17 protein-coding genes are annotated in these 21,082 nt (G+C 45.8%); 3 read left to right on the plus strand and 14 right to left on the minus strand.

All coding sequences use genetic code 11. The features are described 5' to 3' along the window. Positions 1 to 12: 12 nt before the first annotated feature. The 8 genes from istA to DFG60_RS08070 form a co-directional block, all read right to left on the minus strand. A complete protein-coding gene (istA, locus tag DFG60_RS08035) occupies positions 13 to 1,548 on the minus strand; it encodes an IS21 family transposase (RefSeq protein WP_114571244.1) in 1,536 nt (511 codons plus the stop codon). A gap of 342 nt (positions 1,549 to 1,890) precedes the next feature. After that, on the minus strand, positions 1,891 to 3,942 hold the full coding sequence (locus tag DFG60_RS08040; protein WP_114571245.1) for an AIPR family protein: 2,052 nt from the start codon (positions 3,940 to 3,942) through the stop codon (positions 1,891 to 1,893). Then, positions 3,939 to 4,907 carry a PD-(D/E)XK motif protein gene (locus DFG60_RS08045; RefSeq protein WP_114571246.1) on the minus strand — a complete coding sequence of 323 codons (969 nt, stop codon included), beginning with the start codon at positions 4,905 to 4,907 and terminating at the stop codon, positions 3,939 to 3,941. The genes DFG60_RS08040 and DFG60_RS08045 overlap by 4 nt, the downstream gene beginning before the upstream one ends. Next, positions 4,897 to 7,629 carry a Z1 domain-containing protein gene (locus DFG60_RS08050; RefSeq protein ID WP_114571392.1) on the minus strand — a complete coding sequence of 911 codons (2,733 nt, stop codon included), beginning with the start codon at positions 7,627 to 7,629 and terminating at the stop codon, positions 4,897 to 4,899. Before DFG60_RS08050 ends, DFG60_RS08045 begins: the two co-directional genes overlap by 11 nt. A gap of 5 nt (positions 7,630 to 7,634) precedes the next feature. Beyond that, positions 7,635 to 9,035 (minus strand): ATP-binding protein, encoded by a 1,401-nt coding sequence (locus tag DFG60_RS08055; protein ID WP_232818672.1) that lies wholly within the window; start codon positions 9,033 to 9,035, stop codon positions 7,635 to 7,637. A 525-nt stretch (positions 9,036 to 9,560) separates the two neighbouring features. After that, positions 9,561 to 11,246 carry a DNA cytosine methyltransferase gene (locus DFG60_RS08060; RefSeq protein WP_232818673.1) on the minus strand — a complete coding sequence of 562 codons (1,686 nt, stop codon included), beginning with the start codon at positions 11,244 to 11,246 and terminating at the stop codon, positions 9,561 to 9,563. A gap of 380 nt (positions 11,247 to 11,626) precedes the next feature. Beyond that, entirely contained in the window at positions 11,627 to 13,957 is a 2,331-nt protein-coding gene (locus tag DFG60_RS08065) for a DEAD/DEAH box helicase family protein (protein WP_114571248.1), read from the minus strand. Continuing rightward, the gene (locus DFG60_RS08070; RefSeq protein WP_114571249.1) at positions 13,954 to 14,277 is read right to left on the minus strand and encodes a nucleoside triphosphate pyrophosphohydrolase; all 324 of its coding nucleotides are present in this window, start codon (positions 14,275 to 14,277) and stop codon (positions 13,954 to 13,956) included. The genes DFG60_RS08065 and DFG60_RS08070 overlap by 4 nt, the downstream gene beginning before the upstream one ends. A 135-nt stretch (positions 14,278 to 14,412) precedes the next feature. Between DFG60_RS08070 and DFG60_RS08075 the strand changes: the two genes are divergently transcribed. After that, positions 14,413 to 14,808, plus strand: a complete 396-nt coding sequence (locus DFG60_RS08075) for a RidA family protein (protein WP_114571250.1) — start codon at positions 14,413 to 14,415, stop codon at positions 14,806 to 14,808. Further along, the gene (locus DFG60_RS08080) at positions 14,805 to 15,386 is read left to right on the plus strand and encodes an LOG family protein (protein WP_114571251.1); all 582 of its coding nucleotides are present in this window, start codon (positions 14,805 to 14,807) and stop codon (positions 15,384 to 15,386) included. Before DFG60_RS08075 ends, DFG60_RS08080 begins: the two co-directional genes overlap by 4 nt. Before the next feature lie 114 nt (positions 15,387 to 15,500). Here DFG60_RS08080 and DFG60_RS08085 read toward each other — a convergent pair whose 3' ends face one another. Next, entirely contained in the window at positions 15,501 to 15,920 is a 420-nt protein-coding gene (locus tag DFG60_RS08085) for a YbjN domain-containing protein (protein ID WP_157964506.1), read from the minus strand. 396 nt (positions 15,921 to 16,316) lie between these two features. Beyond that, positions 16,317 to 16,979 (minus strand): Type 1 glutamine amidotransferase-like domain-containing protein, encoded by a 663-nt coding sequence (locus DFG60_RS08090; protein ID WP_114571253.1) that lies wholly within the window; start codon positions 16,977 to 16,979, stop codon positions 16,317 to 16,319. 105 nt (positions 16,980 to 17,084) lie between these two features. Here DFG60_RS08090 and DFG60_RS08095 point away from each other — a divergent pair, with 105 nt between their 5' ends. Continuing rightward, the gene (locus DFG60_RS08095; RefSeq protein ID WP_114571254.1) at positions 17,085 to 17,339 is read left to right on the plus strand and encodes a hypothetical protein; all 255 of its coding nucleotides are present in this window, start codon (positions 17,085 to 17,087) and stop codon (positions 17,337 to 17,339) included. Between the two features lie 8 nt (positions 17,340 to 17,347). Here DFG60_RS08095 and DFG60_RS08100 read toward each other — a convergent pair whose 3' ends face one another. From DFG60_RS08100 to DFG60_RS08115, 4 genes are all read right to left on the minus strand, one after another. Beyond that, positions 17,348 to 18,088 carry a CBS domain-containing protein gene (locus DFG60_RS08100; RefSeq protein ID WP_114571255.1) on the minus strand — a complete coding sequence of 247 codons (741 nt, stop codon included), beginning with the start codon at positions 18,086 to 18,088 and terminating at the stop codon, positions 17,348 to 17,350. A gap of 90 nt (positions 18,089 to 18,178) precedes the next feature. Beyond that, a complete protein-coding gene (locus DFG60_RS08105; protein ID WP_157964507.1) occupies positions 18,179 to 18,577 on the minus strand; it encodes an NUDIX hydrolase in 399 nt (132 codons plus the stop codon). After that, complete coding sequence (locus tag DFG60_RS08110; protein ID WP_114571257.1) at positions 18,577 to 19,830, minus strand: MFS transporter; 1,254 nt, start codon at positions 19,828 to 19,830, stop codon at positions 18,577 to 18,579. The genes DFG60_RS08105 and DFG60_RS08110 overlap by 1 nt, the downstream gene beginning before the upstream one ends. Positions 19,831 to 19,849: 19 nt before the next feature. Next, entirely contained in the window at positions 19,850 to 21,067 is a 1,218-nt protein-coding gene (locus tag DFG60_RS08115; protein WP_114571258.1) for an MFS transporter, read from the minus strand. Between the last annotated feature and the right edge of the window lie 15 nt (positions 21,068 to 21,082).

A 21,082-nucleotide genomic window follows, 5' to 3' on the forward strand; every position in this document is an offset into this window, starting at 1 on the left:
ACAGATCGGTGCTCATCGGACCATCCCTCCCTTGAGGAGTTCGACATAGACGTCCTGCTTGCGTTCCGGCGCTTTCAACGTCTTGTACTTCTCATTCACTTGCGGGAGGAGCGTGGTCTTCTTGCCCGCGACCGTGGCCAGGTGCACGGCGATGTCACGGAAATCGTTCCCGCTCACGAGGTTCAAGCGTCTCACCTCCGCCAACGCCTCGTCGCAGTGCTGCGGATGGAGGGTGGCGGTCCGAAGGACGACCGTCATCTGGTCGATCAGGTGCCGAGGATATTTCGCCTCAAGCGACTCCAGGAACCAGGCGGCCATCTCGCGGTCGGAGAAGATTTCGCGTACCTCCGCCGCCATTCGCTCCTTGCGCGTCGCTTCACGGGCGTGATGGCTCGGGTCGGAGACGAGGATGCCTTTACCTCGCGCCACCGCGTGGTGCGCGAGGACCTCTCCGGTCGCCTCGAGACAGATGCAGAGACGATCCCCTTCGATCCGGACGACGGCTTGGTTCCGTTCGCCTGTCCGGTAGGTCCCTCTCGGGACGCTGTAACGATTTCCGTCATAGCGAATCACGTTGTCCTTCTGGATGTTCCTTGTTATACTGGACTCGAGAACTTTCTCAAAAATGTAAGTACCAGAGACTCGTCGTAGGTGTGGCTTTTCCAGGGCATGCACCTCGACGGGTCTCTTTTTTGTGTTGTGATGTACTTTATGGTTGCCTGTCCGGGCGAGCCAGGCGATCGTGGCGCCGTTCCAGTCGGCGATCGTACTGAAGACCCGGTTCTTGCTGAAGTTGTTCTTGACGAACTTCACGACCTGTTCGACCTTCCCCTTGGACTCCGGATCGCTCTTCCGGCACAGATAGATGCTGAATCCGCGCGTCTTATGATAACGGGAGAAGGCGGAGGTGAGGACGAGATCGCCAGCGTTCTCGCTGACGGACAGGAGCGCGTCCTGGTCGTATACCATCTCCGAGGGCATGCCACCGAAATACCGGAAGGCATTTTCGTGGCACTGGACCATGTCCGCCGTCCGGAAGGGACGGTCGAGCCACTCGACGTACTTGTAGCGGGAATGGGAGAGCACGAAGGCGATGAAATAGAGACGCCTGGACTCTCCGCCCGTCGTCTTCGCCACGGTCTGTCCGAAGTCCACCTGGGCCTGCTGCCCGATCCGGGTCTCCGGGACGGCGCTGTATTCTCTCCGTTGTATGGCTTTCGGGATGTGGTAGGTTTCTCGAAGCTCGTTCACGTAGTTCCTCACGGTGTTCTCCTGCACATCCGTCATCGCGAGCCGTTCTTGTATCCAATCGAATACCTGTGCCCCTGAGAGGTCAGGGTGTTCCTGCAGCCATCCGAGGATCTGCTCCCGATAGGGATCAAGCTTTTTCCTCCTGTTCCCGAAGGCGGCCTCGAACTCCTTGAACTCCTCATAGTCCATTTTGAGATAGGCGCTCACGCGTCCTCGGGACACATTCATTTTCTTCGCTATGCGGCTCTTGGAGAAGCCTAAGTCCTGCAAGGCTTTCATTTCCACGTACAGTTTCATTTTTTCCACTCCAGTCGTCCTCACTTTCGATGATCTATACCATGTTGAGTATAGACTCGAAGCGAGCGGATTCGGGTAAAAACTGCACATCCTTAATTGGGGAAAACTGCCCTCTCTAATATAGCGGTTTCAAAGGCATCGCTATGTAATGCAAAATGCGAAAAAAAGACCCTAAATCAGACGATACAAATTACTGTGTTCGTTGATTTCGGGTCCTGTATGATTTACCAGTTAAATACATAACGTGGTATTTGGCTGTTTGATGAGCTTAGTATAGAACAGAAAAATGCAAGCGGAGATATAAGCTGTAATTTTTTTACTTGCAACCACTTTATTTAAGCATCATTTAAGTATTAATCCTTCTTCCAATACTACTCTTTCGTAAATCGAGAACAACTCCTTACATTGAGCTTCTGAAGGAAGGTAGTAATCTTCTTTAGATACTTTAGTTAGAGAATTGAGGCCAAAGGAAGATAAGCCCCTTCTATTTTCAGGTTTACTACAGTATTCAAAGATTTGGAACCATTTCTCTTTACCTAATTCAATGACAAAAGTTTGTTTTTCTATTCCAGAATCCATTTTTTTTTGAACCTTTTCTTCCTTTTTTTCATATAACACTTCTTCTTTTTCTTTCAAAAATTTTGCGGGAATGTCCAAATCTAGATTCATTTTTTTGATTTCTTCCCAGCATGCTTCTCTTTTACACCACTGAGAAACATTCGAATGACCTACAGGGGGAGTAATAATATTTTCATGAACTGCTTGTGCAATTTTTTCAATTTCCTTATACAGAGTACCGTCTACAAATTGCTCTTCCCATATAGGATTAAAATTGAAGTACTGTCTCATTTTCTTAATCCAATAAGATAGATAGGAAATCGAATATGCAACCGTTTGAGCTCTGTAACCTCCAGTGTACCACTCTGCGTTAGATGTCATTTTTTCAACAGTTCTAAATAAAATGATTCTTGAAATTGCATCTTTATAAAAATTCTCGGTAATCGCCATCTTGTTTTTTTCTAATAACCCAGAAACATAATTGGCAAAATCTCCAAAGCAATATTGTGCTCCCCTACTAACTATATAGGGTTTTTGAAGCCATGCGTTTTCACTTTTTGACAAAAAAGTTTTGTCTATAAGCTGATGTTTCGGATTTTCAATCAAAAATTGTTTTTGTTTTGATTTCGTCAAATACAGTTGTTCATTTAAAAATTCTCCTCTAACGCGCTCATAATACCATCTAGTCATTTTTTGGCTACCATTTTGTGGGTTTACCCATATTCTTGTAGAATAATTTTTCATATCTTTATGGAATGGACTATTTGAGAAGAAGTCCGATTTATTCACTTTATTTTGCGTGTTAGCATATTCTGCAACTTTAGAAACAAATTCTGAATGAGTGTCTCCCCCATCAATTACAGAGAGCTTCATCTGTACAACTACTTGACTAATGTCTAATTTTTCATTTTTTTTTGCAGCATATATTGAAGAGGTAGTTTGCCCGCCATTTACAATTTGAAAGTTGTGAAGCCTAACGATCATTCCTTGTTCAATCTCAACTTCCGAGGCAGTTGCTGTAATTCCATTATTAAAGGCAAAAAAATCAGTAGGGGCACCGGTGATGGTATTTTTGATACCCTTATTTACATTCCCTCTAAATTGTAAAAATGTACGAACATTTTGTTCAAGCAACCGTTGCCCAAACTTATCATAAATTTCATACAATTGATCACCATTCAAATAAGTTAGATAAGACGTATAAACTTGAGAATCCGTAGGAATTTTTAAATAGGGGATTTTAGTTTCAATTTCAAAAGAGCTATCTGCATTTTTAGTACTATAATTTTTGTATAAGTATTCAATATCAATAATTCTTGTTTCAAATTCAAAATCACTATTTGAAAAATCATTTGTTTTTATGAAGTTTTTACTTATTAATCCGTCCGTTAGCAAAAACATTTTTACCCTGTTAATATCGCCTGATTGAAATTTTCTGTAAATATTATATGACATGCTATAAGCAGGGGAGGTTTCTTCTAATTTTTTATACAGTCCCTCAAAACTTTTTACGATAAAGTTATACAGTCTCGTCATTTTCTTATCGATAGTTCCAAGGGTTAATGTTGTAATTTCATTATCCTGAAAGTACTCATGTGTAAGAACAGACAATATTTTTCTTTCTTCATCAAAATCAAACCCATAGGCTTCGATTGGCTGTCTTCCTGTTAACAACCTGATGTCCGCCTCGGTGTAATTTACAGATAGTTCCCCTGTGCTCACCAACTCTTCACAAACTTGCTCAAAAAACGCTTGAGGATTTAGTAACCCTCTACTTTCCGCAACAGAAAGTGTGGTCTGTAAAAAGTCTTCGTGAAACTCTTTCAAAGTAGTCAATTCAGTTCACTTCTTTCTCCTAAAATCCTAAAGGGGTCCTTCATGACAAAATCTCTGCACTGTGATAAATCAATTTGATATTTTAAATTACTTATCTCGTTAGGTATATGGTTTATTTGAACTTTAGGGAATGCATCGTTCACTTCATAAAAAGTAATTCTATCTACTCTGAATCTTGTTAAATTCTCTTGATGAAATATTTCAAAATATCCATATTTTTCAATTTTAGATTCAAGTGTTTTAATTTCTTCTTGGTTCCTTTCAAGAATCAAACGTTCTTTTATAAGTGCGATCAAATCGGCAACGGTTTGACCCTCTTCATCCATTCCTAGTGCATATACCATTAAAGTTAAATATTCTTTTACAGTATAGAGTTGGTGGGGACTAGATATGGAGATAATGTCTTTTTTAGTTGATCGATGAGACTTCACTTCCAGTACACTATCTTTGAAGATAAAATCTTGTTTATCTGCTTCTGGCCCCACCCAAGTATATATACTATCTTTCATTGATTTTTCTCTAGCAACGCTGTACAAAAGTGCATGTAATTCTGAGAACAAGCCCATTTGAACTTCGACAGCCAATTTATAATCTTTATTATTCTCTAAGAACTTCTGCCAGCGCTTCAAGCGATTCACCACAATAATGATCATGGATTTTTCATCTGGAGTTTCTTGTGTAGAATCAATCAAGTCTTGACATAGTCTTGAAAAAAGATCACTTTCGCTAGATTCTTTTAACAACAAAAACCATTCGATAGATCCCGATTGATTTTCTTTCTTAATTATTTCGATGTTTTTTAATTTTATATCTTCTATATTAAAGGCTTCTTTATGTTTGTTACTCAAAGAAAATTTTATTGCATAATTCCCTTTCAACTCTTCCCTGATCCAAAATATGTCATGTACAATAGTAGCCCTTCTTTGACTCCCAAAGGCCATTTCGTTCCACGGATTAAAAATCATCACCTTCCTCCTCTTCCATCATCGATTGAATATAGACTGTGTTCACTTGTAGCTTCACATTTCCGTAACTACTTTGAATTCCCCCAGGAAAACTTATTCCAAATGCAGCTAAATTCTCAGTTCGATTGCTCCCCTTAACCTGTGCGCTAATTAAGTGTAGCATCAGGAGAGGTCTGTCCATCGATTGCCTTACTGCTTTACGAACAGAAAACTCTGTAATTAAATCTTTTATACCCTCATCTTTTTGCGCCTTTCTTTTTTGGGTGTTCTCTTCTTTCTTCTTTTTAATTTCTAAAATTTGTTCTTTATCTAAAGTAATAAATTCTGCGTTCCCAGATGAAACTTGTCGATGCTCGACTTCGTAAAAACTTCCTCTATCGGTAACTTTTCTTTCTTGATAATATCCATTAACCCCCTCAATCAATAAAGGTTGATCACTGTTACCCGAATATAAAGCGACGTCCCATTCTGTATCCACCTGGTCAATATACTTTCTAATGAACTTGATTGGTAATTTTGACCTCATCCCGAAATCATCTAAATCCTGCTCGTAAATTTTGAATTCATCCAAAAATTTTCCGACTGTATCTCTACTGATATTTGTCCAATATCGTTCTTTCTTTTGCTCATGTTCTTCATTAAGGTATTTTATTGTATTTTTAATTATCAATGTGTTGTTCTCATTAACATCCCTATCTTTCAAAATCCATGATGTTTCTTTCAAGTGTCCATCTAACTTCATTTCAAAATCTATGCTTCCAGAATTTTTTAACTTATTTCTGGCTGTGACTTGGAGACCGCTATCAGGATGTTGTTTAACTGCCAAACCAAAATCTCTTGGAGTCATTTCCTGTCTGCTCATCTCCTTCAAATCGTCTACCAAATCTAAAGTTGCCTCTGTAATAGTTCTAAAATTATCGAATGTTTCTTTGTTCATATATACCTTACACAAATCTTCATACCCAGGTCTGTATCCAAACCATCTTCCCATTTGCATTAAAGTATCATAAAAAATTGTGTTTCGAAGAAAATAACTAACTGACAGCCCCTCAAGAGTATAGCCTCTAGATAAACTTGTTCCACCAATAACAATTACATTGCTAGCGAAGTCCTTACGGTATTCTAATTTTACTTTAGTGTCCTTATGAACTTCATAAATTTGAATCTTCCCTATGATTTCTGTGACTTTAAAAAGTATAGTTTTCCAATCAAATTCAATTTTTCCTGTGTAATGCTTATCAAAAGTATCTTTGATTTTTTGTATTTGCTTATTTTGAACTTCAACGTTCTCTTTATTTCCGTCAACAGTTAAATGTTGTCTTATCAATTCATAATATTTATTTACTGTCTTTGCTATACTTTGATGTACAGCTGTAAACCTTGACGCATGGATGAGCATACTGTTATGTTGATTTTCTTGATCCCTTAAGTGCCTAATGGCTACGTTAAGTATAAATAATCTTATGGCATCTTCCAGACTTTCAGGTAGACTATCTACTTCATAGTCTTTTTTGTGTTTAGATGGTATCAAATCTGCGGAATCATCAATTTCACAAAAGTGTTTTTTTTGAGGATCCAAATAAATTTTTTCCGCACCTAAGTAATTACTAGGTGCATTCAGTGCATATATAAAGTCTTCAGGAAACAAGTCTTTTCCTAGATTTTTAGTATCTGTTCGGTGATCAATAAATATATTGGCATAAGGTGTTGCTGTATAAGCAACATAAGAACTCTTTCTAAAAAGTTTTAGTAATGCACGAATTTTTTCGTTTATTTTGGTAGGATCTTCCTCTTCTTTTGTATTGATGGACGCGTAATCAGATTCATCATCGATTAACAACATGGCGTGATTTACTACACCTTGCGAATAATGCGTATTGATCCATGAAATCACGTTATCGAGCGTCTTAGTATTTTTCTTTATGACTACAATAACCGGACTAGAAATGGTATCCAGGCTAATCCCTTGAGAGTTACTGTCTGCATCTCTTTTATTAAAATCTTTTGTTTTAGAAGTTAAGCTTATGGGCCGCTTATCTTCTCTGTACTTAGATTGATTACCAACACCTACTCTTTCATATAAGTCCCTGCCTATAAATGAATAATTAAGCCTTTCCTGCGTTTGATTTCTTAAATTATTCATTGCACCAGCTATCACAACGATAAATTTGTACCCAGCATCGGCTGCTTTACAGACAAGTGAAGAATAGTTCCCTGTCTTTCCCGACTGTACGTGTCCCACCACCATTCCATATCTCTCAAATTGATCTTCCTCAGGGTTGCCAATATGATTCATTATTACATCAGTGTCCTCGTCAATACTTTTTAGTACATCAGCTGGGAGGTTTTCACCCATATATTTTTTATATCTCTCAGAATAGTAATTCTCTTGTTCGACCTTCTTCTTAGAGGACCACCATGTATTGTCTCGTTCTTTTTGCCGATCACCTGTCACTACAATTCCGACTTTAGACTCGACATCATACTCGGTTTCCAGTTCTCTTATCATTCTGCTCCATTGCATTTCATCCAGTTGTTCACTGCCGTCAAAATTTTCGATTCCGTTAGTCGTAAAAAGAAATTGAAGAACCTGTTTGTTCGATACAAGATCTTTACATTTATCGATTACTAAATTTATTTGTCCCTCCGCTAGCGGTTTCTTCTCTGTCGCCAAAGCATTTTCCACCTGTTTTTTGATTACTTGATAGACATTTTTTTCCATTTTAATCACCCTTTCACATCTTTGAATATTTCTGTTTTTAATAATTGCTCTAGTTGTTCTTTAGACAAATCTAAACTTAATAAAATCGAAAATAAATCTTGTTTCTCTTCTGAAGAAATTAATTTGAGCTGATTTATTTTATGAGGGTCGGTTAGCATATGAGCTTGTATTGACGAAATCGGTAAATAGGCTTCTACGCCTTTAAGATATGTATTCAGTATTAAGTAAAGTTGTTCATTGAGATTTTGCTTTAATTGATAGAGTACAGGGTGTTCACGATTAATTTTAAAAATTATTTCTTCCTTCCCATGAAATATATCCCAAAATGGAAATATCGTTTTGTCCTCTATTATGGTTGCTCGTTTAGTATATGTTCTCTCTCCTCTATTCAAAACTTGATTCATAATTTTTTTCAATTCATTCTTTATAATAGTGTTCGGATTAGCTGTAGACTTCTTAACATCAATATTCCAAAAAGTATCTTGATCATTTGTGATATCGACTTTTATCCTTACCAACCTATGAGCATCAGAAAGTTTATTTAATCCCCACCACGTACCATGAATCAACAACCTACCTCCTCTATACAAATAAAAGCCTTGCGATTTAGTATATCCCTCATCGGTTGCATATTTTTGATAATCTGATGGGCTTAATTTACTATGATGTGGCAAAATATAAGGAGTAATATTTATCTTTTTTTTGTCCAATATTATTATTTGTTTCGGTAATATTTGAGTCGCCATATTGCTTTCATTAAATGGATTAAATGGTTTAATTACATTGTTATTTAAGTCGAGTGAGAATTTTCTACCGACTATGCTTCCTTCCAAGAATCTATGGAAGACGAGTGACAAATGTCTCCGTAATAAATCCAATGATTCGTAATATTCATCAGTACTAATTCCATCAATTTCTTCCCAAATTATCAATGTCCCTTTATCTTGCTTCTCTAATCTCTGATAAAGATTGTAACTTTCAAATTCTTCTAAATTCGGTTCAATTAGAATCCATTCGTTTTCTTTCTCAATTAAAGATAAATCCCACCTTCTAGCATTTATCTGACCGTTCTTTTTTGTGATTGTTGTCAAACGTTTACATTGAGAAAAAGAAGCAGTTTTAAGTCCCAGTCCAAAACGACCTAAATCTTTGTTTTCTCTCTCAGAAGAAGGGTCTTTACTCCCTAGACGCATAGCTTCAATCAGTTCTAATTTATCCATTCCAGAACCGTCATCTAATATTCCTAATTTCATACTAGGCTCTATTTCAGTCTCAATAGAGATTTTTTTGGCATCAGCCGCAATGCTATTATCAATAATATCTGCTAAAGCTATTTGAAAGTCATAACCCACATCCCTGAGCGATTTGATAAAGTTGCTTAGGTTTGGTCGTACTATCTCATTCACCAATATCACCAGCCATCATTTTACTTTTAATTACATTTTATACATCGTTTTTCTCGATATTATACCATATGTTTTTAAACATAGTTATTTTTCTTTACATCGTGAATCACTTAAAATTATGACAAAATATATGGTAATCATAGTCAATTTTTCTGAATTTAATAATTTCGACTACTTCTTTCTAATTGACTTTAATTTTACGTGAGTTACTTTTTCAGTATGAACTCAAATATCTCTTCTTTAATGCTCAAATTATACAAACTTTAATAACCTAAGAGCTCCTACAAACTGACTTTCCTTGAAGACATTGAGATGTGATATAAAGTGACTTCTCCTTATTGACAAACTCGAAATTTGAAAGATATGAGAAAAGGTGTTCATTCCTGCAATCTTTGCAAGACGAACACCTTTTCTTTCTCATTGCGGCACTTCAGGTAATAATTTTCATAATTAAATATAGCTTGTATTTTTAACATTGTAAGCCGACAAAAATAATGAAAGTAGTTTTTCTAACAGACTAATAGATCAATTGGTTGAATGTTGTCTATCTAAATATTCAAGCATTCTTTCAGCTACAGCCTTTGCCATCAAAGGAGGAACAGCATTCCCTACTTGTTGATATCTTTCGTCTTTCTTTCCCTCAAAAATAAATTTGTCTTGGAAAGATTGTAAACGTGCAGCCTCTCTAATACTAATAGCTCTTGCCTCTTGAGGATGTTGCCACATAGACTTTCTAACATTAATAACAGTGGGTGATGGTTCATTATAATTCAACCTTAAATATACAGTATTTTGAGTTCTTGATGCATCGCTGTAAGTTTCTTTTAAATACTCAGGTAGGCTATGGAAGTTTTTGCCATCTGTTTCCAACATTTTATTGTATCTTTCTTGAATAAGCTTAGAAGTGTTGGTGTTAATATGATCAAAAATCTCTGTTTCCTTCATATTTTCACGGTAATATTCAAGCAACTCTCCTTTTTTTTCATAAGGTTTATAAGTATTAGCATCATATGATTCGATTTTTTTTTGAGGAGCTATAAATTCTAAATCACCGATTGCATCTCGCACTGAAAAAACTTTCGAATCATTCGAATCAGGTAAGCAAACATTTATATCATTATTTCGAATTCCAAGCATCATGAATCTTTTACGTCGCTGAGGGACTCCGAAACATGATGCATCCAGTACTTTACTATCAATGGAATATCCGTAGTATGCAAATAGTTTCTTTAAGTACATAACTACATTGTAGGAATAAACATTAATATTAACTTCAAATTCTATGCCTTCCTTTAAATGTAGAGTATTGCAATCAATATTTTCGTCTTTTAATTCTTGACAGCGGGTTAAAAATCTATTCAAATCAATGAAGTCCTTAATTTCATTGTAAGCATGCTCATCTATTTGTTGGTCTTGTATAATTAACAAAAAATTTGTTACCGAACATTCTTGAATTTTTCTTGCATATTTTTTCATTTCAATACTACTTGAAACCATATCTATGATTTGTTTTATTTCATTCTTTTCTTTTTTCTTTAATTTAATTTCATCTTTTTTCATGATTTTACGTTCTATTGTCCGGAGTCTGGTTATTAATACTGGATTGGTAATAATAGGTCTTGGAACATCTGATAAGCATAAAAAATTCTTAAGTATATTTTTTAAGCTTTCACTTGTAGAGGACATTAGATTTAAAGTATCTAGTTCGTAAAGGGTTTCATTTTTATTTACAATCGAATCTAAGTGTATTTTAGAACTAAAATCATTTAAATCTTTTTCTACATATTTTGTGACAAAAAATTTATGTACGGAGGAGTTAATGGACTTAACGTTCTCCATTAAAAAGGCGGCTGGCTTAATGTCGCGTATTGCTCTGACATACTCCTTAACAAGTTGATTATTCCCCGATATCAAATAATTCTTTTGTCGATTAGCATTAGAAAAACCTTGGCATGGAGGTCCCCCAACAATAATCGTTTTTTCAGAATCAAGATTTAAATCTGTAAAATTAATCTTTGTAATATCACTAGTCCCAGATTCCATGTCTTTTAAAATTACTTCTTCATTTAAATGATTTCTAATATACGTCTTTTGGGCCGCAGTATTAATCTCAACAGCCCCAACGATAGCAAACCGACCTGTTTGCTCAAAACCGTTACTTAATCCACCTGCTCCTGAAAATAAATCAAGTAACTGATATTTTTTTTGCATCCTAATCATAAATCCTTTCCCACACGTACTAAATTTTAATAACATTATATCCAACAGCAGCATACCCTATTTTTTTCTCACTTTCAATCATTTAATATATTTTAGGAACACTTTAATAATCTTAAACTCTTAGAACGAATCAACACTGATATTAGATTCATCCAAGTGTAATCAAAAGAGAAATAAAAAACAGAAAATTTAAATCTACGAGAATCTAATACTTTCAAATTAAATTCATTAAAAGCGCCGTCACTAGTTATTTGAGTACTATAATACCTTTTTAGTATTCCATACTAAAAAACAATTCAGATTTTAGTTGAACAATAAGCGCCTCTCTTAAATTCATATTTAATGTATATTAAAATGTTATCGTACTAATTTTACTCTTTCATCTTGCATGAAAAATAGTCATCCAGGCGATGAATAACAATATCTTTAACCCATCTGTACAGAGTCGGATGCTCCAAATTGCAATATCCTTCTATAGTTAGCACGTCTTTTTCAAAAAGAAATGGCTTCCCAAAACGCGGGAATGGCTGATCGTGCAGGAGTTTCTCGACCTTGCGGGAATCGAAGTCTCCTTGCAGGTTTTTTGAAGTCATCGCATCCTTCTCCTTCCGGTAACGCTCCGCATGCAGGTAAGCGTAAAAGAAAGGGGCGACCTCCTGCGCCATGATTGGTTCTGCCCAGCGCTCACTGCGTTCGAGCATCGCGAGCAGCACCACCATCTTGTAACTGCGGGTCATGACCGTCTTCTCGATTACCTCAAGAAGTCCACGGTTCGCCTCGAACAGGTCAACCTCCTCCTGCGTCAATTCCCCTTGTGTCTCAAGGAAGCCGATATAGGAGCCCCATTCCTGCCGGTAGCCGACTGACGGGACCGTACTGAGCCGTCCGATTTCGACATAGGACGGCCTCCGCCCGAGGTCCGTCTTCAACTGTTCGTAATTCTCAAGGAGACGATACTTGCGCTGATTCGGTTGCCTCATCCTGCGAATCACGTCCATCGCCTCGACATCGAAATGAACGGCACACCCTTTCGGCGAGGTGATCGGTTCCGTCGCCCCGCGCTTCAATTTCGCTATCGGTTCGCCAAGCAGCTTCAGCTTCGTCTCGACGTTCTGATAGTTCCCGATCAAATCGATGATGACGCAGTGCGTCTTGCCGGAAGCAAGGCGCAGTCCCCGACCGATCTGCTGGACGTAGACGGCGATCGATTCCGTCGGACGGCAGAACAACAGTGTATCGGTCTTCGGGATATCGACCCCTTCGTTGAACAGGTCGACCGTGAACACGATGTCGAGCGATCCGTTTTCGAACTGATCGATGAGCACATGCCGGTTCAGCGTCTTCCCTGTCAAAGCGACGGACTCGTGGCCTTTTCGCGTGAAATGCTCGGCTAGATATTCCGCCTGACGGACGGAGGAACAGAAGGCGATCGTCTTCGTCTGCCGGTGCTCATGCCACGCCTCATAGATGTTCTCTGTCACCTGCTGGTCGATCTGTGCGTGTTCGAGCTGGGTCGCGTCATAGCGTCGACCGATTCTCCGAATCTGTTTGTAGTCGATCAGGTCATAGATGCCGAAATAGTGGAACGGTGCGAGGAAACCTTCCTCGATCGCCGCCGTGAAGTGCATCTGATAGGCGACGTTGTTGTCGCAAATCGCATAGACGTCCGCCCCGTCCATCCGGTCCGGCGTCGCCGTCAGACCAAGCAGGAAGCGCGGCGTGAAATGGTCGATGACACGCCGATAGCTGGCCGCCGCCGCATGGTGGAACTCATCGACGACGATCAAATCGAAGTAATCGCTCGGAAAGCGTTCGAGATGCTGCCGTTGCGCAAGCGTCTGGACCGAACCAAAGACCGCCTTCGTCCCCTCATCGACCGTCCGCTCCGCTCCGATGTAAAACGAGGTCTGCCAGGAAGGTTCGACCTTCCGGAATGACCGGTCGGCCTGTTCGAGAATTTCTCTTCGGTGCGCAAGGAACAGCACCCGCCCGAAATCACGGGCGAGGAACGCACTAAGGTACGTCTTGCCGAGTCCCGTCGCCAGGACGACGAGTGCCCGCTTGCGCCCTTCCTCGAGCGTCTCGCGCAGCGCCTCAAGCGCTGCTTCCTGGACGCCGTGCGGCAAAATCTCCTCGACCGGTTCCGGGCTGACTACGTAGTCCACGTCCGGCTCCGCGACGATGGCTCGTGCCTCGTACCGCGAGCGGTAGTCAGCCAGAACGATCTCATTCAGGTCCTGCGCGTTTTCGCTCAAATAGAGGTCCATGAAGGCATCGATTGCCTCGTCAAGCACGTCCGGTGCGACTGTCCGCGGCAGATGGACGTTCCATTCGACACCGCTCCGCAGCGCGCTGTCCGAGATGTTCGACGAGCCGATGATGCTTAGACCCGTCTCCTTGTTCCGGAACAGATAGGCCTTCGGATGGAATGAACGGCCGCCAGAACGATAAAAGCGGACGGAGAGGCCATCCAGTCCGAGCAGTTTCTCGAGCGCATCCGGATCCGTGATGTGCAGGTAATCCCCGATCAGGAAATGGATGTCCGCCCCGCGCTCGACCGCCGCCTGCAATGCGGGATAGAGCAAGTCGACACCTGACTTCTGGGCGAACGCGACGACGACATAGATTTCATCCGCCCCTTGAATCGCTTCGATCAGGGAATCATACAGGCGATGCGTCGTCAGTTTGATCGCCGGAATCATTCCGCGACCTCGACAAGGAACAGCGCCTCGTTGAAGCCGCCGCGCTTCACGGCTTTTTCGCTCCTGACGTTCTCGAGCTGTTCGACCGTCGCCCCGTGCTGCTTCGCGAGGGCGTGAATCAATTCGAGCAGATCAGCGAGTTCCTCGACCGCTTCCTCGTCCGTATTCGCCTGCTCGTACTCCGCAAGCTCCTCGTGCAGCTTCTTCTTCGCCTCGAGCAGGAACTCCGATTCCCCGAGTGTCCGGAAATGGGCTTCCTTCCCTGTTTTCGCGATGATGACCGGAATGTTATCACGGACTAATTTATTGTAGACTGGCATGAAAAACGCCTCCTATGTATGGTTTTCGTTCATACCAGAATTATCCTATACTTAGGAAGTGATAGCACGTCCAAAATGACGATACCTCTAACAATTTATACGAGGGTTAAATCGGCAACCAAGGAGGAAAAATCGATGACACACTTCAAAAAAATCGACACGACTAACGCTCCGGCCGCGATCGGCCCTTACTCGCAAGGCTTCATCACGAATGGGATGCTCTATGCGTCCGGCCAGATCCCGATCGACCCTACAACCGGCGAACTCGTCGCAGGTTCGATCACGGACGAGACGAACCAGGTCATGCGGAACATCCAGGCCGTGCTTGACGCAGCCGGCATCACGAAGGAGGACGTCGTCAAGACGACCTGCTACCTGACGAGCATGGACGACTTCGCGGAGTTCAACGCGGCGTATGGCAGCTACTTCGATACGCACCATCCGGCCCGCTCGTGCGTCGCCGTCAAGGAACTGCCAAAAGGCGCCCGCGTCGAGGTCGAAGTGCTCGGCGTGATCGGTGACGGCCGATGAAGAAGATCGCCGTCTTCTGCGGCTCGAAGGAAGGCGCGACGCCCGTCTACCGTGAGGCGGCGGAACGCTTGGGCAAAGAACTCGCGAAGCGCGGCCTGACGCTCGTCTATGGCGGCTCGCGCGTCGGGACGATGGGGATGCTCGCCGACAGCGTGCTCGCGCACGGCGGTCAGGCGATCGGCGTCCTGCCGACGTTCCTCGAGGAGCGGGAAATCGCCCATCCGAACTTGACCGAGCTCATCCTCGTCGAGTCGATGCATGAGCGAAAAGCGAAGATGACGGAGCTCGCGGACGGCTTCATCGCCCTGCCCGGCGGTCCCGGGACGATGGAGGAACTGTTCGAGGTGTTCACGTGGGCCCAGCTCGGCTTGCACGAGAAGCCGTGCGGCATCCTGAACGTCGGCGGTTACTACGACGCGCTCGAGGCGTTGTTCGACGGCATGCAGACGCAAGGGTTCATGGCGAAGGAGCACGGCGAGATCGCCCTTTTCGACACGGATGCTGCGCGTCTGCTCGAGCGGTTCGCAACGTACCAGGCCCCTGCCCTCAAGACCTATTTGACGAAGGATCAGACGTGAGAAGTGAATACCTTCCTTTTATTTAAGAAGGTGCTTCTATTTGGATAGATGGCTTTTTTCAACGGCTTGAAGACAAAAGCGGCTAACCCTATTTCAGAGTTAGCCGCTGTCTTCTTAAGCCCACTGTAATTTCATAAACTTAGGATACGCATCTTTTGCAGAATTAAATAACATCAGTAGAGAATCCATCAAAAATGCCGGATCTAGTTCACCTTGCTCTACACTATATGAATATTGTGCAGATACACTTCCCTCTACTTCGATAAACTTTGTGAATCTATATGTTACGTTCAACTCGTTGATCAGATGATGTACCGTTTCCTTTTTTAAAGGATTATTTATATTAGCAATACCGAAGGCCTGCAAATCAATCAAATCTTCATTTTCATTAAAAGAAACCACTAATACGACAGATCCGCCATTGTCAAAATCTTGCCTAGTTCTAAAAAAGCAACCACCATTATCCTCTTGAATTTCTTCCATGTACATATTTTGTTGCTGTAGATAATTCCTGAAAGTTGAAACGTTAGACATACTTTCCCCTCCCTTGAGATGAAAATCCATATCCTTAATTTCTATTATATTACTATTTTACCTTTTATAATTTTCATTTTCCATCTAAATCCTTAAAATGTATTTATCGCATTCTTCTATTGAGGATTTTCGTTCTGGATATGAGCCGAGGTGAACAATATACGAAATCAGTCTTATGAAGTGGCTCTTTCACTTCATACTTCTTCACGACGAATTAACCTTGCTCGATCGCACATGAAAATGACTTTGTCTCACTAGGTTGCTGCCGATTTCTTGGTGCGTCATGCAAAATAGAAGTGATTCTGGCACAATCGTGTTACAAACTATATCTGATATTATTCATTCGCGTTTTCGATGGTGCTACCGTTCCATAAGTCCTCCATGGTCTTCTCCTTGTTATGAGAAGTGCTTCCATTCCCCTTCCGAGACGACCCGAACCTCTCCGTCGATCACCTGGATGGCCGTCTCATCATCGATCGCATAGGCTTCCGCCGCCAGGTCCGCCGCCCATTTCTCGGCGTTCGCGAGCGTGTTGTGCGGCAGCATCTCATGCTCGAGGTGCGGAAAGATCGAAAAATCGACCAGACCGAGCGTCTTGTCCGCCGTGTCCTCGGGCGGCGTCCAGCCGACGAAGAACTCGCCGATCCTTGGCGTCATCACCATGCTGCCGGCACTGAGACCGACGTAGACGATGTCGAGCGACGGCAGATGTCTTGCGAGACCCGATTGTTTCATCCAATAGTTGAGGTAGAGCGGGTCGCCGCCGTTGACGAGCAGGACGTCTGCCGCCTCGAGCCAAGGCAGCCAGATGTCCTCCCCGACGCTCGGCAGGGCGGTCAGTTCGAGCACCCCGACGGACTTCCAGCCCAGTTCGACCATCGGGGTCTCCCCTTGTCCATTGTAGAATTCAAAAGCGCGCTGCGGACCGCCCGGATTGGCGTAGCTCGACGTCGAGATGCAGAGGGCATCCGATTCGGCGATTGGCTTGCCGAGCATCTCGATGAGCGCCTCGCGAATGCTTTCGTTCTTGATGCCGGCTGAAGTCAGTAACAGTTTCATGTGAATGCTCCTTCCTAGGATGGAATCGACAAGCGAATGACAGGTCATGGAATCTAATCTGTCGAAATCAAACTAGACACGCCTGAAAACAGAAAGGTGAACCGGATGCCGCTAAACCGATTTCTTACGTCACTCTTGTCTTTCGTCAGCATCTGCCTGACATTGGTCCTTGAATACCGCTTCCGTCTGAGCACGATTCAATCAGTCGGTCTTTTGATGCTTCTGTTGCTGCTCTGCTTTTTGATCGAGCAGTTCCTGTTTCGAAATCTTGCGAAGAACGTCCATCCTCAGACCGTCGTCCTGACCTACGCCGGCACGTTATTGTTCGGCATGATCGCGGTCAATCTGCTGACGCAGTGAGTTCACTGTCAGGACTGGGTTTCACCCGTCTTGCCCCGCTCCTTCGGTTCCTGCTCCGTCAACGACAATACGTCCCAGCTCGTCAGGATCCCGAGCAGTTTCTCGCCTTCCTTCCCGTTCTCCGTGACGAAGACGGCGTTCAGCTGGCGTCCGCGCGCAAGCGACGTCAGGAACAGGTCGCGCGCCTCGTACAGCGACGCCTTCCGGCTGACGAACGCGTAGTGCCCGCGCTTCTCCTCATGACGCAGGACGTCCGCGACGCGCACCCCCTTCAAACCGACCGCATCCGACGCGTTGCGGGCGAACCAGTTCGCGATCCCGTTCGTCGTGACGAGTCCGAGGAAGCGCCGGTCCTCCCCGATGACCGGGAACTGCGAGTAGTTCTTGTCGTCGAGCAGCTTGAGCAGCGCGACGAGCGAATCGCTCTCGCGGACGACGTCGACCGTCTTCAGCAGGCGCTCGATCCGCGGCGGATGGACGAGCTCGTCATGGATCCGTTCGATTTCCGCGACCGTCTCGTCATGGGGTTCCGCGATGAACACCTCGACGTCGAACTGGTAGTGGACGATCGCGTTGCGCAGCTGCGAGAAGCGCCGGAGCGCCGCCTCATGCCGCCGCAAGACGGAGTTGTGCCGCTTCTGACCCTCGACCATTTCCATGAAACCCCGGTGCGAACTGTTCTCCCGGCCTAGAAACGCCTCGATCCGGTTGAACGTCGCAAGGAACCGTTTCGCATTATCACCTGCCATCGTCTCTCCCCCTTTTCCTTCTTCCCTCCGATTCCCTGTTTTGCGTCAAACAAAAAGTGCCGCCCCGACTCGGAAACGACACCCGATTGATCATTTCGTTCCTTTGCGGCTGTAACGGTGAATCGTCTCGACATCCTCCGGATACATATGTACGAGTTCATCGAGTTTCGCGAGCTTCTTCCATGCCGCCTCGAGAATCTCACCGTCCGGGTCGGCGATGCCTGTCCGCGTTCCGGTCGGCGCGACCCGGAAGTAGTGTGTCTTGACGTCGAACCCTTCGCTGACCGCTTCCTTGACGAAGAGATGCTCGACGATCTCGACGTCATAACCCGTCTCTTCCTTCACCTCGCGGACGCAAGCCCGTTCCGCCGTCTCGCCCGGTTCGATTCCGCCGGACGGCAACGCCCAGTGGTGGCCGCTCCCCCGGATCATCAGCACCTCATCTTCCTCATTGAAACAGAGCGCAGCCGCGCCATGCCATTCCTTCATCATGCCGTCCCCCTTTGTTCCGCTCCTCCTGATTTTCGCACGACGAACGGGATCAGGAGGAGCGCAAGCACGCCTCCACCGATAGCGAGAGCCGCATAACTCGTCCCCGCGACGATCATCCCAGACAAGACACCGCCCGAGGCGCCGGACAAGGCGATCAACACGTCAGCCTGCCCTTGCGTCTTCGCCCGCGTCTCGGTCGTCGTCGCGTCGATCAGGATGGCCGTCCCGCTGATCAAGCCAAAGTTCCAGCCGATTCCGAGCAGGATCAACGCGGCGGCGATGCCGATCATCCCGTCGCCCGGCGCGAAGGCCGCGACGAGTCCCGAGGCGAACAGCGTTACACCGGCCGCGATCGCCATCTTCGTCCGGCCGAGCTTGTCGACGAGGACACCGGTGACGAGCGACGGCAGGTACATCGCTCCGATGTGGAGGCCGATCACCATCCCGACGTCTTCGAGCCCATGGCCGTGGTGACGCATATGGACCGGGGTCATCGTCATGACGGCGACCATGACGAGCTGCGTCATGACCATCAGGAAGGCGCCGGCGAAGACACCGCGCCGGTCGTGCGTCTCTTCCGGCTGGTCTTGCGCCGCCGTTTCCGCCTCCGCGTGCAGCCGTCTTGCGACGAGCAACGGATCCGGACGGAGCAATATGAGCAGGACGAGTCCTGCCGCAAGAAATGCGCCCGCTGCGAGCAGGAACGGACCGGCGAGCGCCGGAATGCCGATACGTGTCGCGACGTCCCCCATCACCCCGACGAGGTTCGGACCGAGTACCGCACCGAACGTCGTCATGACGAGCGCGATGCTGACGGCCGTCGCCCGTTTGTCCGGCAAGGCGAGGTCGGTCCCGGCGTACCGGGCCTGCAAGTTCGTCGCCGTCCCGGCACCATAGACGAGCAGGGAGACGAGCAGCAGCGGGATGTTGCCGATGACCGCGGCAAGGACGACGCCTAACGCGCCGATCCCGCCGGTCAGGAAGCCGGCAGCAAGTCCTGTCCTGCGGCCGAACCGCTGCGACAGACGGCCGACGACGAGCGCCGCTCCGGCTGAGCCAAACGTAAACAAGGCGACCGGAAGCCCGGCGAACCGGTCCGTCCCGAGCATCTCCTGCGCGAGGAGCGCCCCGACCGTCACGCCGGACGCAAGGCCCGCCCCGCCGAAGATCTGCGACAGGACGACGACGAAGAGCGTCCGCCGCTGGAGGCGTTCCCGGTCGATTTTCATTTCATGTTCCTTCATTATCATCTAGTAATTCCCCCATCAATCATTTTCCAAGGTCGAGCGTCTCCTTCATCCGGACGAGTGCGATCACACCGGCGAGGAGCGGCAGGAACGCGACATAGCCGACGGCGCTCGCGACGTCGAGCGCGTCCGCGATGACCCCTGCGAGCAAGGCGCCGAACGCATAGCCGCTGTCGCGCCAGAACCGGTACGTCCCCATCGACGAGGCACGCCACTCCGGGTGTGCGACGTCGCTGATCGCCGCGATCAGCGTCGGGTAGACGAGCGCCGTCCCGATGCCGAGCAGGACCGCGCCGACCAGCCAGAGCGCATAGCCGTCGACGAGCAGGATCCACCAGAGCGCAAGCGCCTGCAGCACCATCCCGCTGACGATCAGCTTCTTCCGCCCGATCCGGTCACTGTAACCGCCCGTGAACAGCTGGAAGAATCCCCAGGCGGCGGGATAGACGGCGACGAGGACGCCGATCTGGCCGACCGTCAGCCCTTTCGAGGCGAAATAGATCGGGAACAGCCCCCACGCCATCCCGTCCTTCAAATTCGTCGCGAGTCCGGCGAAACTGAGGCTCGACAGCGTCTTGTCACTCCAGGTCGTCCGCCAGAAGACTTCCTTCGGCTTGACGCCTTCCTTCTCCTGCCCTTTCGCCTGAAGCGACAAGTGTTCGCCCGTGTCCTTGACGGCAAACGACAGCGCGAGGCCTAGCACGGCGATCCCGAGACCGAGATAGAACGGCTCCGGGCGCAGCGAATAGCTGCTCGCGACGTAACCCGAGACGAGCGCCATCAAGGCGACGCCGATGTAGCCGGCGAACTCGTTCAGTCCGACGGCGAGCCCCCGCTCCTTCGCGCTGGCGAGGTCGATCTTCATGTTGACCGTCATCGACCAGGTCAACGCTTGGTTGATCCCGAGCAGGACGTTCGCGAAGACGATCACCCACCATGCGTCCGCCGCAATCACGAGGACCGGGACGAACAGGCCGACGCCCCATCCGGCGAGCAGTACCTGCTTGCGGCCGAACCGGTCAGCGAGATTGCCGGCGACGAAGTTGATCAGCGCCTTCGAGAAGCCGAAGCTTGCGATGAACGAGAGCGCGGCACTCGTCGAGGCGATGCCGAAGCTCTCCTCGCCGAGGATCGGCAGGATTGTCCGTTCGAGCCCGACCATCGAACCGACGAACAGGTTGATCAGGACGAGCAGAAAGAACTGCCGTCTGTTGTGTTTGATGCCAAGTACAGTAGTCATGTTCCGTCTTCCTTT

The organism is Exiguobacterium flavidum (assembly GCF_003344535.1).
Taxonomy (GTDB): domain Bacteria; phylum Bacillota; class Bacilli; order Exiguobacteriales; family Exiguobacteriaceae; genus Exiguobacterium_A; species Exiguobacterium_A flavidum.

What these genes read in the sequence shown, in the direction of transcription:
- istA (WP_114571244.1), bottom strand. Translation starts at nt 1,548, where the DNA reads ATGAAACTGTACGTGGAAATGAAAGCCTTGCAGGACTTAGGCTTCTCC.
- DFG60_RS08045 (WP_114571246.1), bottom strand. Translation starts at nt 4,907, where the DNA reads ATGATTTTTAATCCGTGGAACGAAATGGCCTTTGGGAGTCAAAGAAGG.
- DFG60_RS08050 (WP_114571392.1), bottom strand. Translation starts at nt 7,629, where the DNA reads ATGGAAAAAAATGTCTATCAAGTAATCAAAAAACAGGTGGAAAATGCT.
- DFG60_RS08060 (WP_232818673.1), bottom strand. Translation starts at nt 11,246, where the DNA reads ATGCAAAAAAAATATCAGTTACTTGATTTATTTTCAGGAGCAGGTGGA.
- DFG60_RS08065 (WP_114571248.1), bottom strand. Translation starts at nt 13,957, where the DNA reads ATGATTCCGGCGATCAAACTGACGACGCATCGCCTGTATGATTCCCTG.
- DFG60_RS08070 (WP_114571249.1), bottom strand. Translation starts at nt 14,277, where the DNA reads ATGCCAGTCTACAATAAATTAGTCCGTGATAACATTCCGGTCATCATC.
- DFG60_RS08075 (WP_114571250.1), top strand. Translation starts at nt 14,413, where the DNA reads ATGACACACTTCAAAAAAATCGACACGACTAACGCTCCGGCCGCGATC.
- DFG60_RS08080 (WP_114571251.1), top strand. Translation starts at nt 14,805, where the DNA reads ATGAAGAAGATCGCCGTCTTCTGCGGCTCGAAGGAAGGCGCGACGCCC.
- DFG60_RS08085 (WP_157964506.1), bottom strand. Translation starts at nt 15,920, where the DNA reads ATGTCTAACGTTTCAACTTTCAGGAATTATCTACAGCAACAAAATATG.
- DFG60_RS08090 (WP_114571253.1), bottom strand. Translation starts at nt 16,979, where the DNA reads ATGAAACTGTTACTGACTTCAGCCGGCATCAAGAACGAAAGCATTCGC.
- DFG60_RS08095 (WP_114571254.1), top strand. Translation starts at nt 17,085, where the DNA reads ATGCCGCTAAACCGATTTCTTACGTCACTCTTGTCTTTCGTCAGCATC.
- DFG60_RS08100 (WP_114571255.1), bottom strand. Translation starts at nt 18,088, where the DNA reads ATGGCAGGTGATAATGCGAAACGGTTCCTTGCGACGTTCAACCGGATC.
- DFG60_RS08105 (WP_157964507.1), bottom strand. Translation starts at nt 18,577, where the DNA reads ATGAAGGAATGGCATGGCGCGGCTGCGCTCTGTTTCAATGAGGAAGAT.
- DFG60_RS08110 (WP_114571257.1), bottom strand. Translation starts at nt 19,830, where the DNA reads ATGATAATGAAGGAACATGAAATGAAAATCGACCGGGAACGCCTCCAG.
- DFG60_RS08115 (WP_114571258.1), bottom strand. Translation starts at nt 21,067, where the DNA reads ATGACTACTGTACTTGGCATCAAACACAACAGACGGCAGTTCTTTCTG.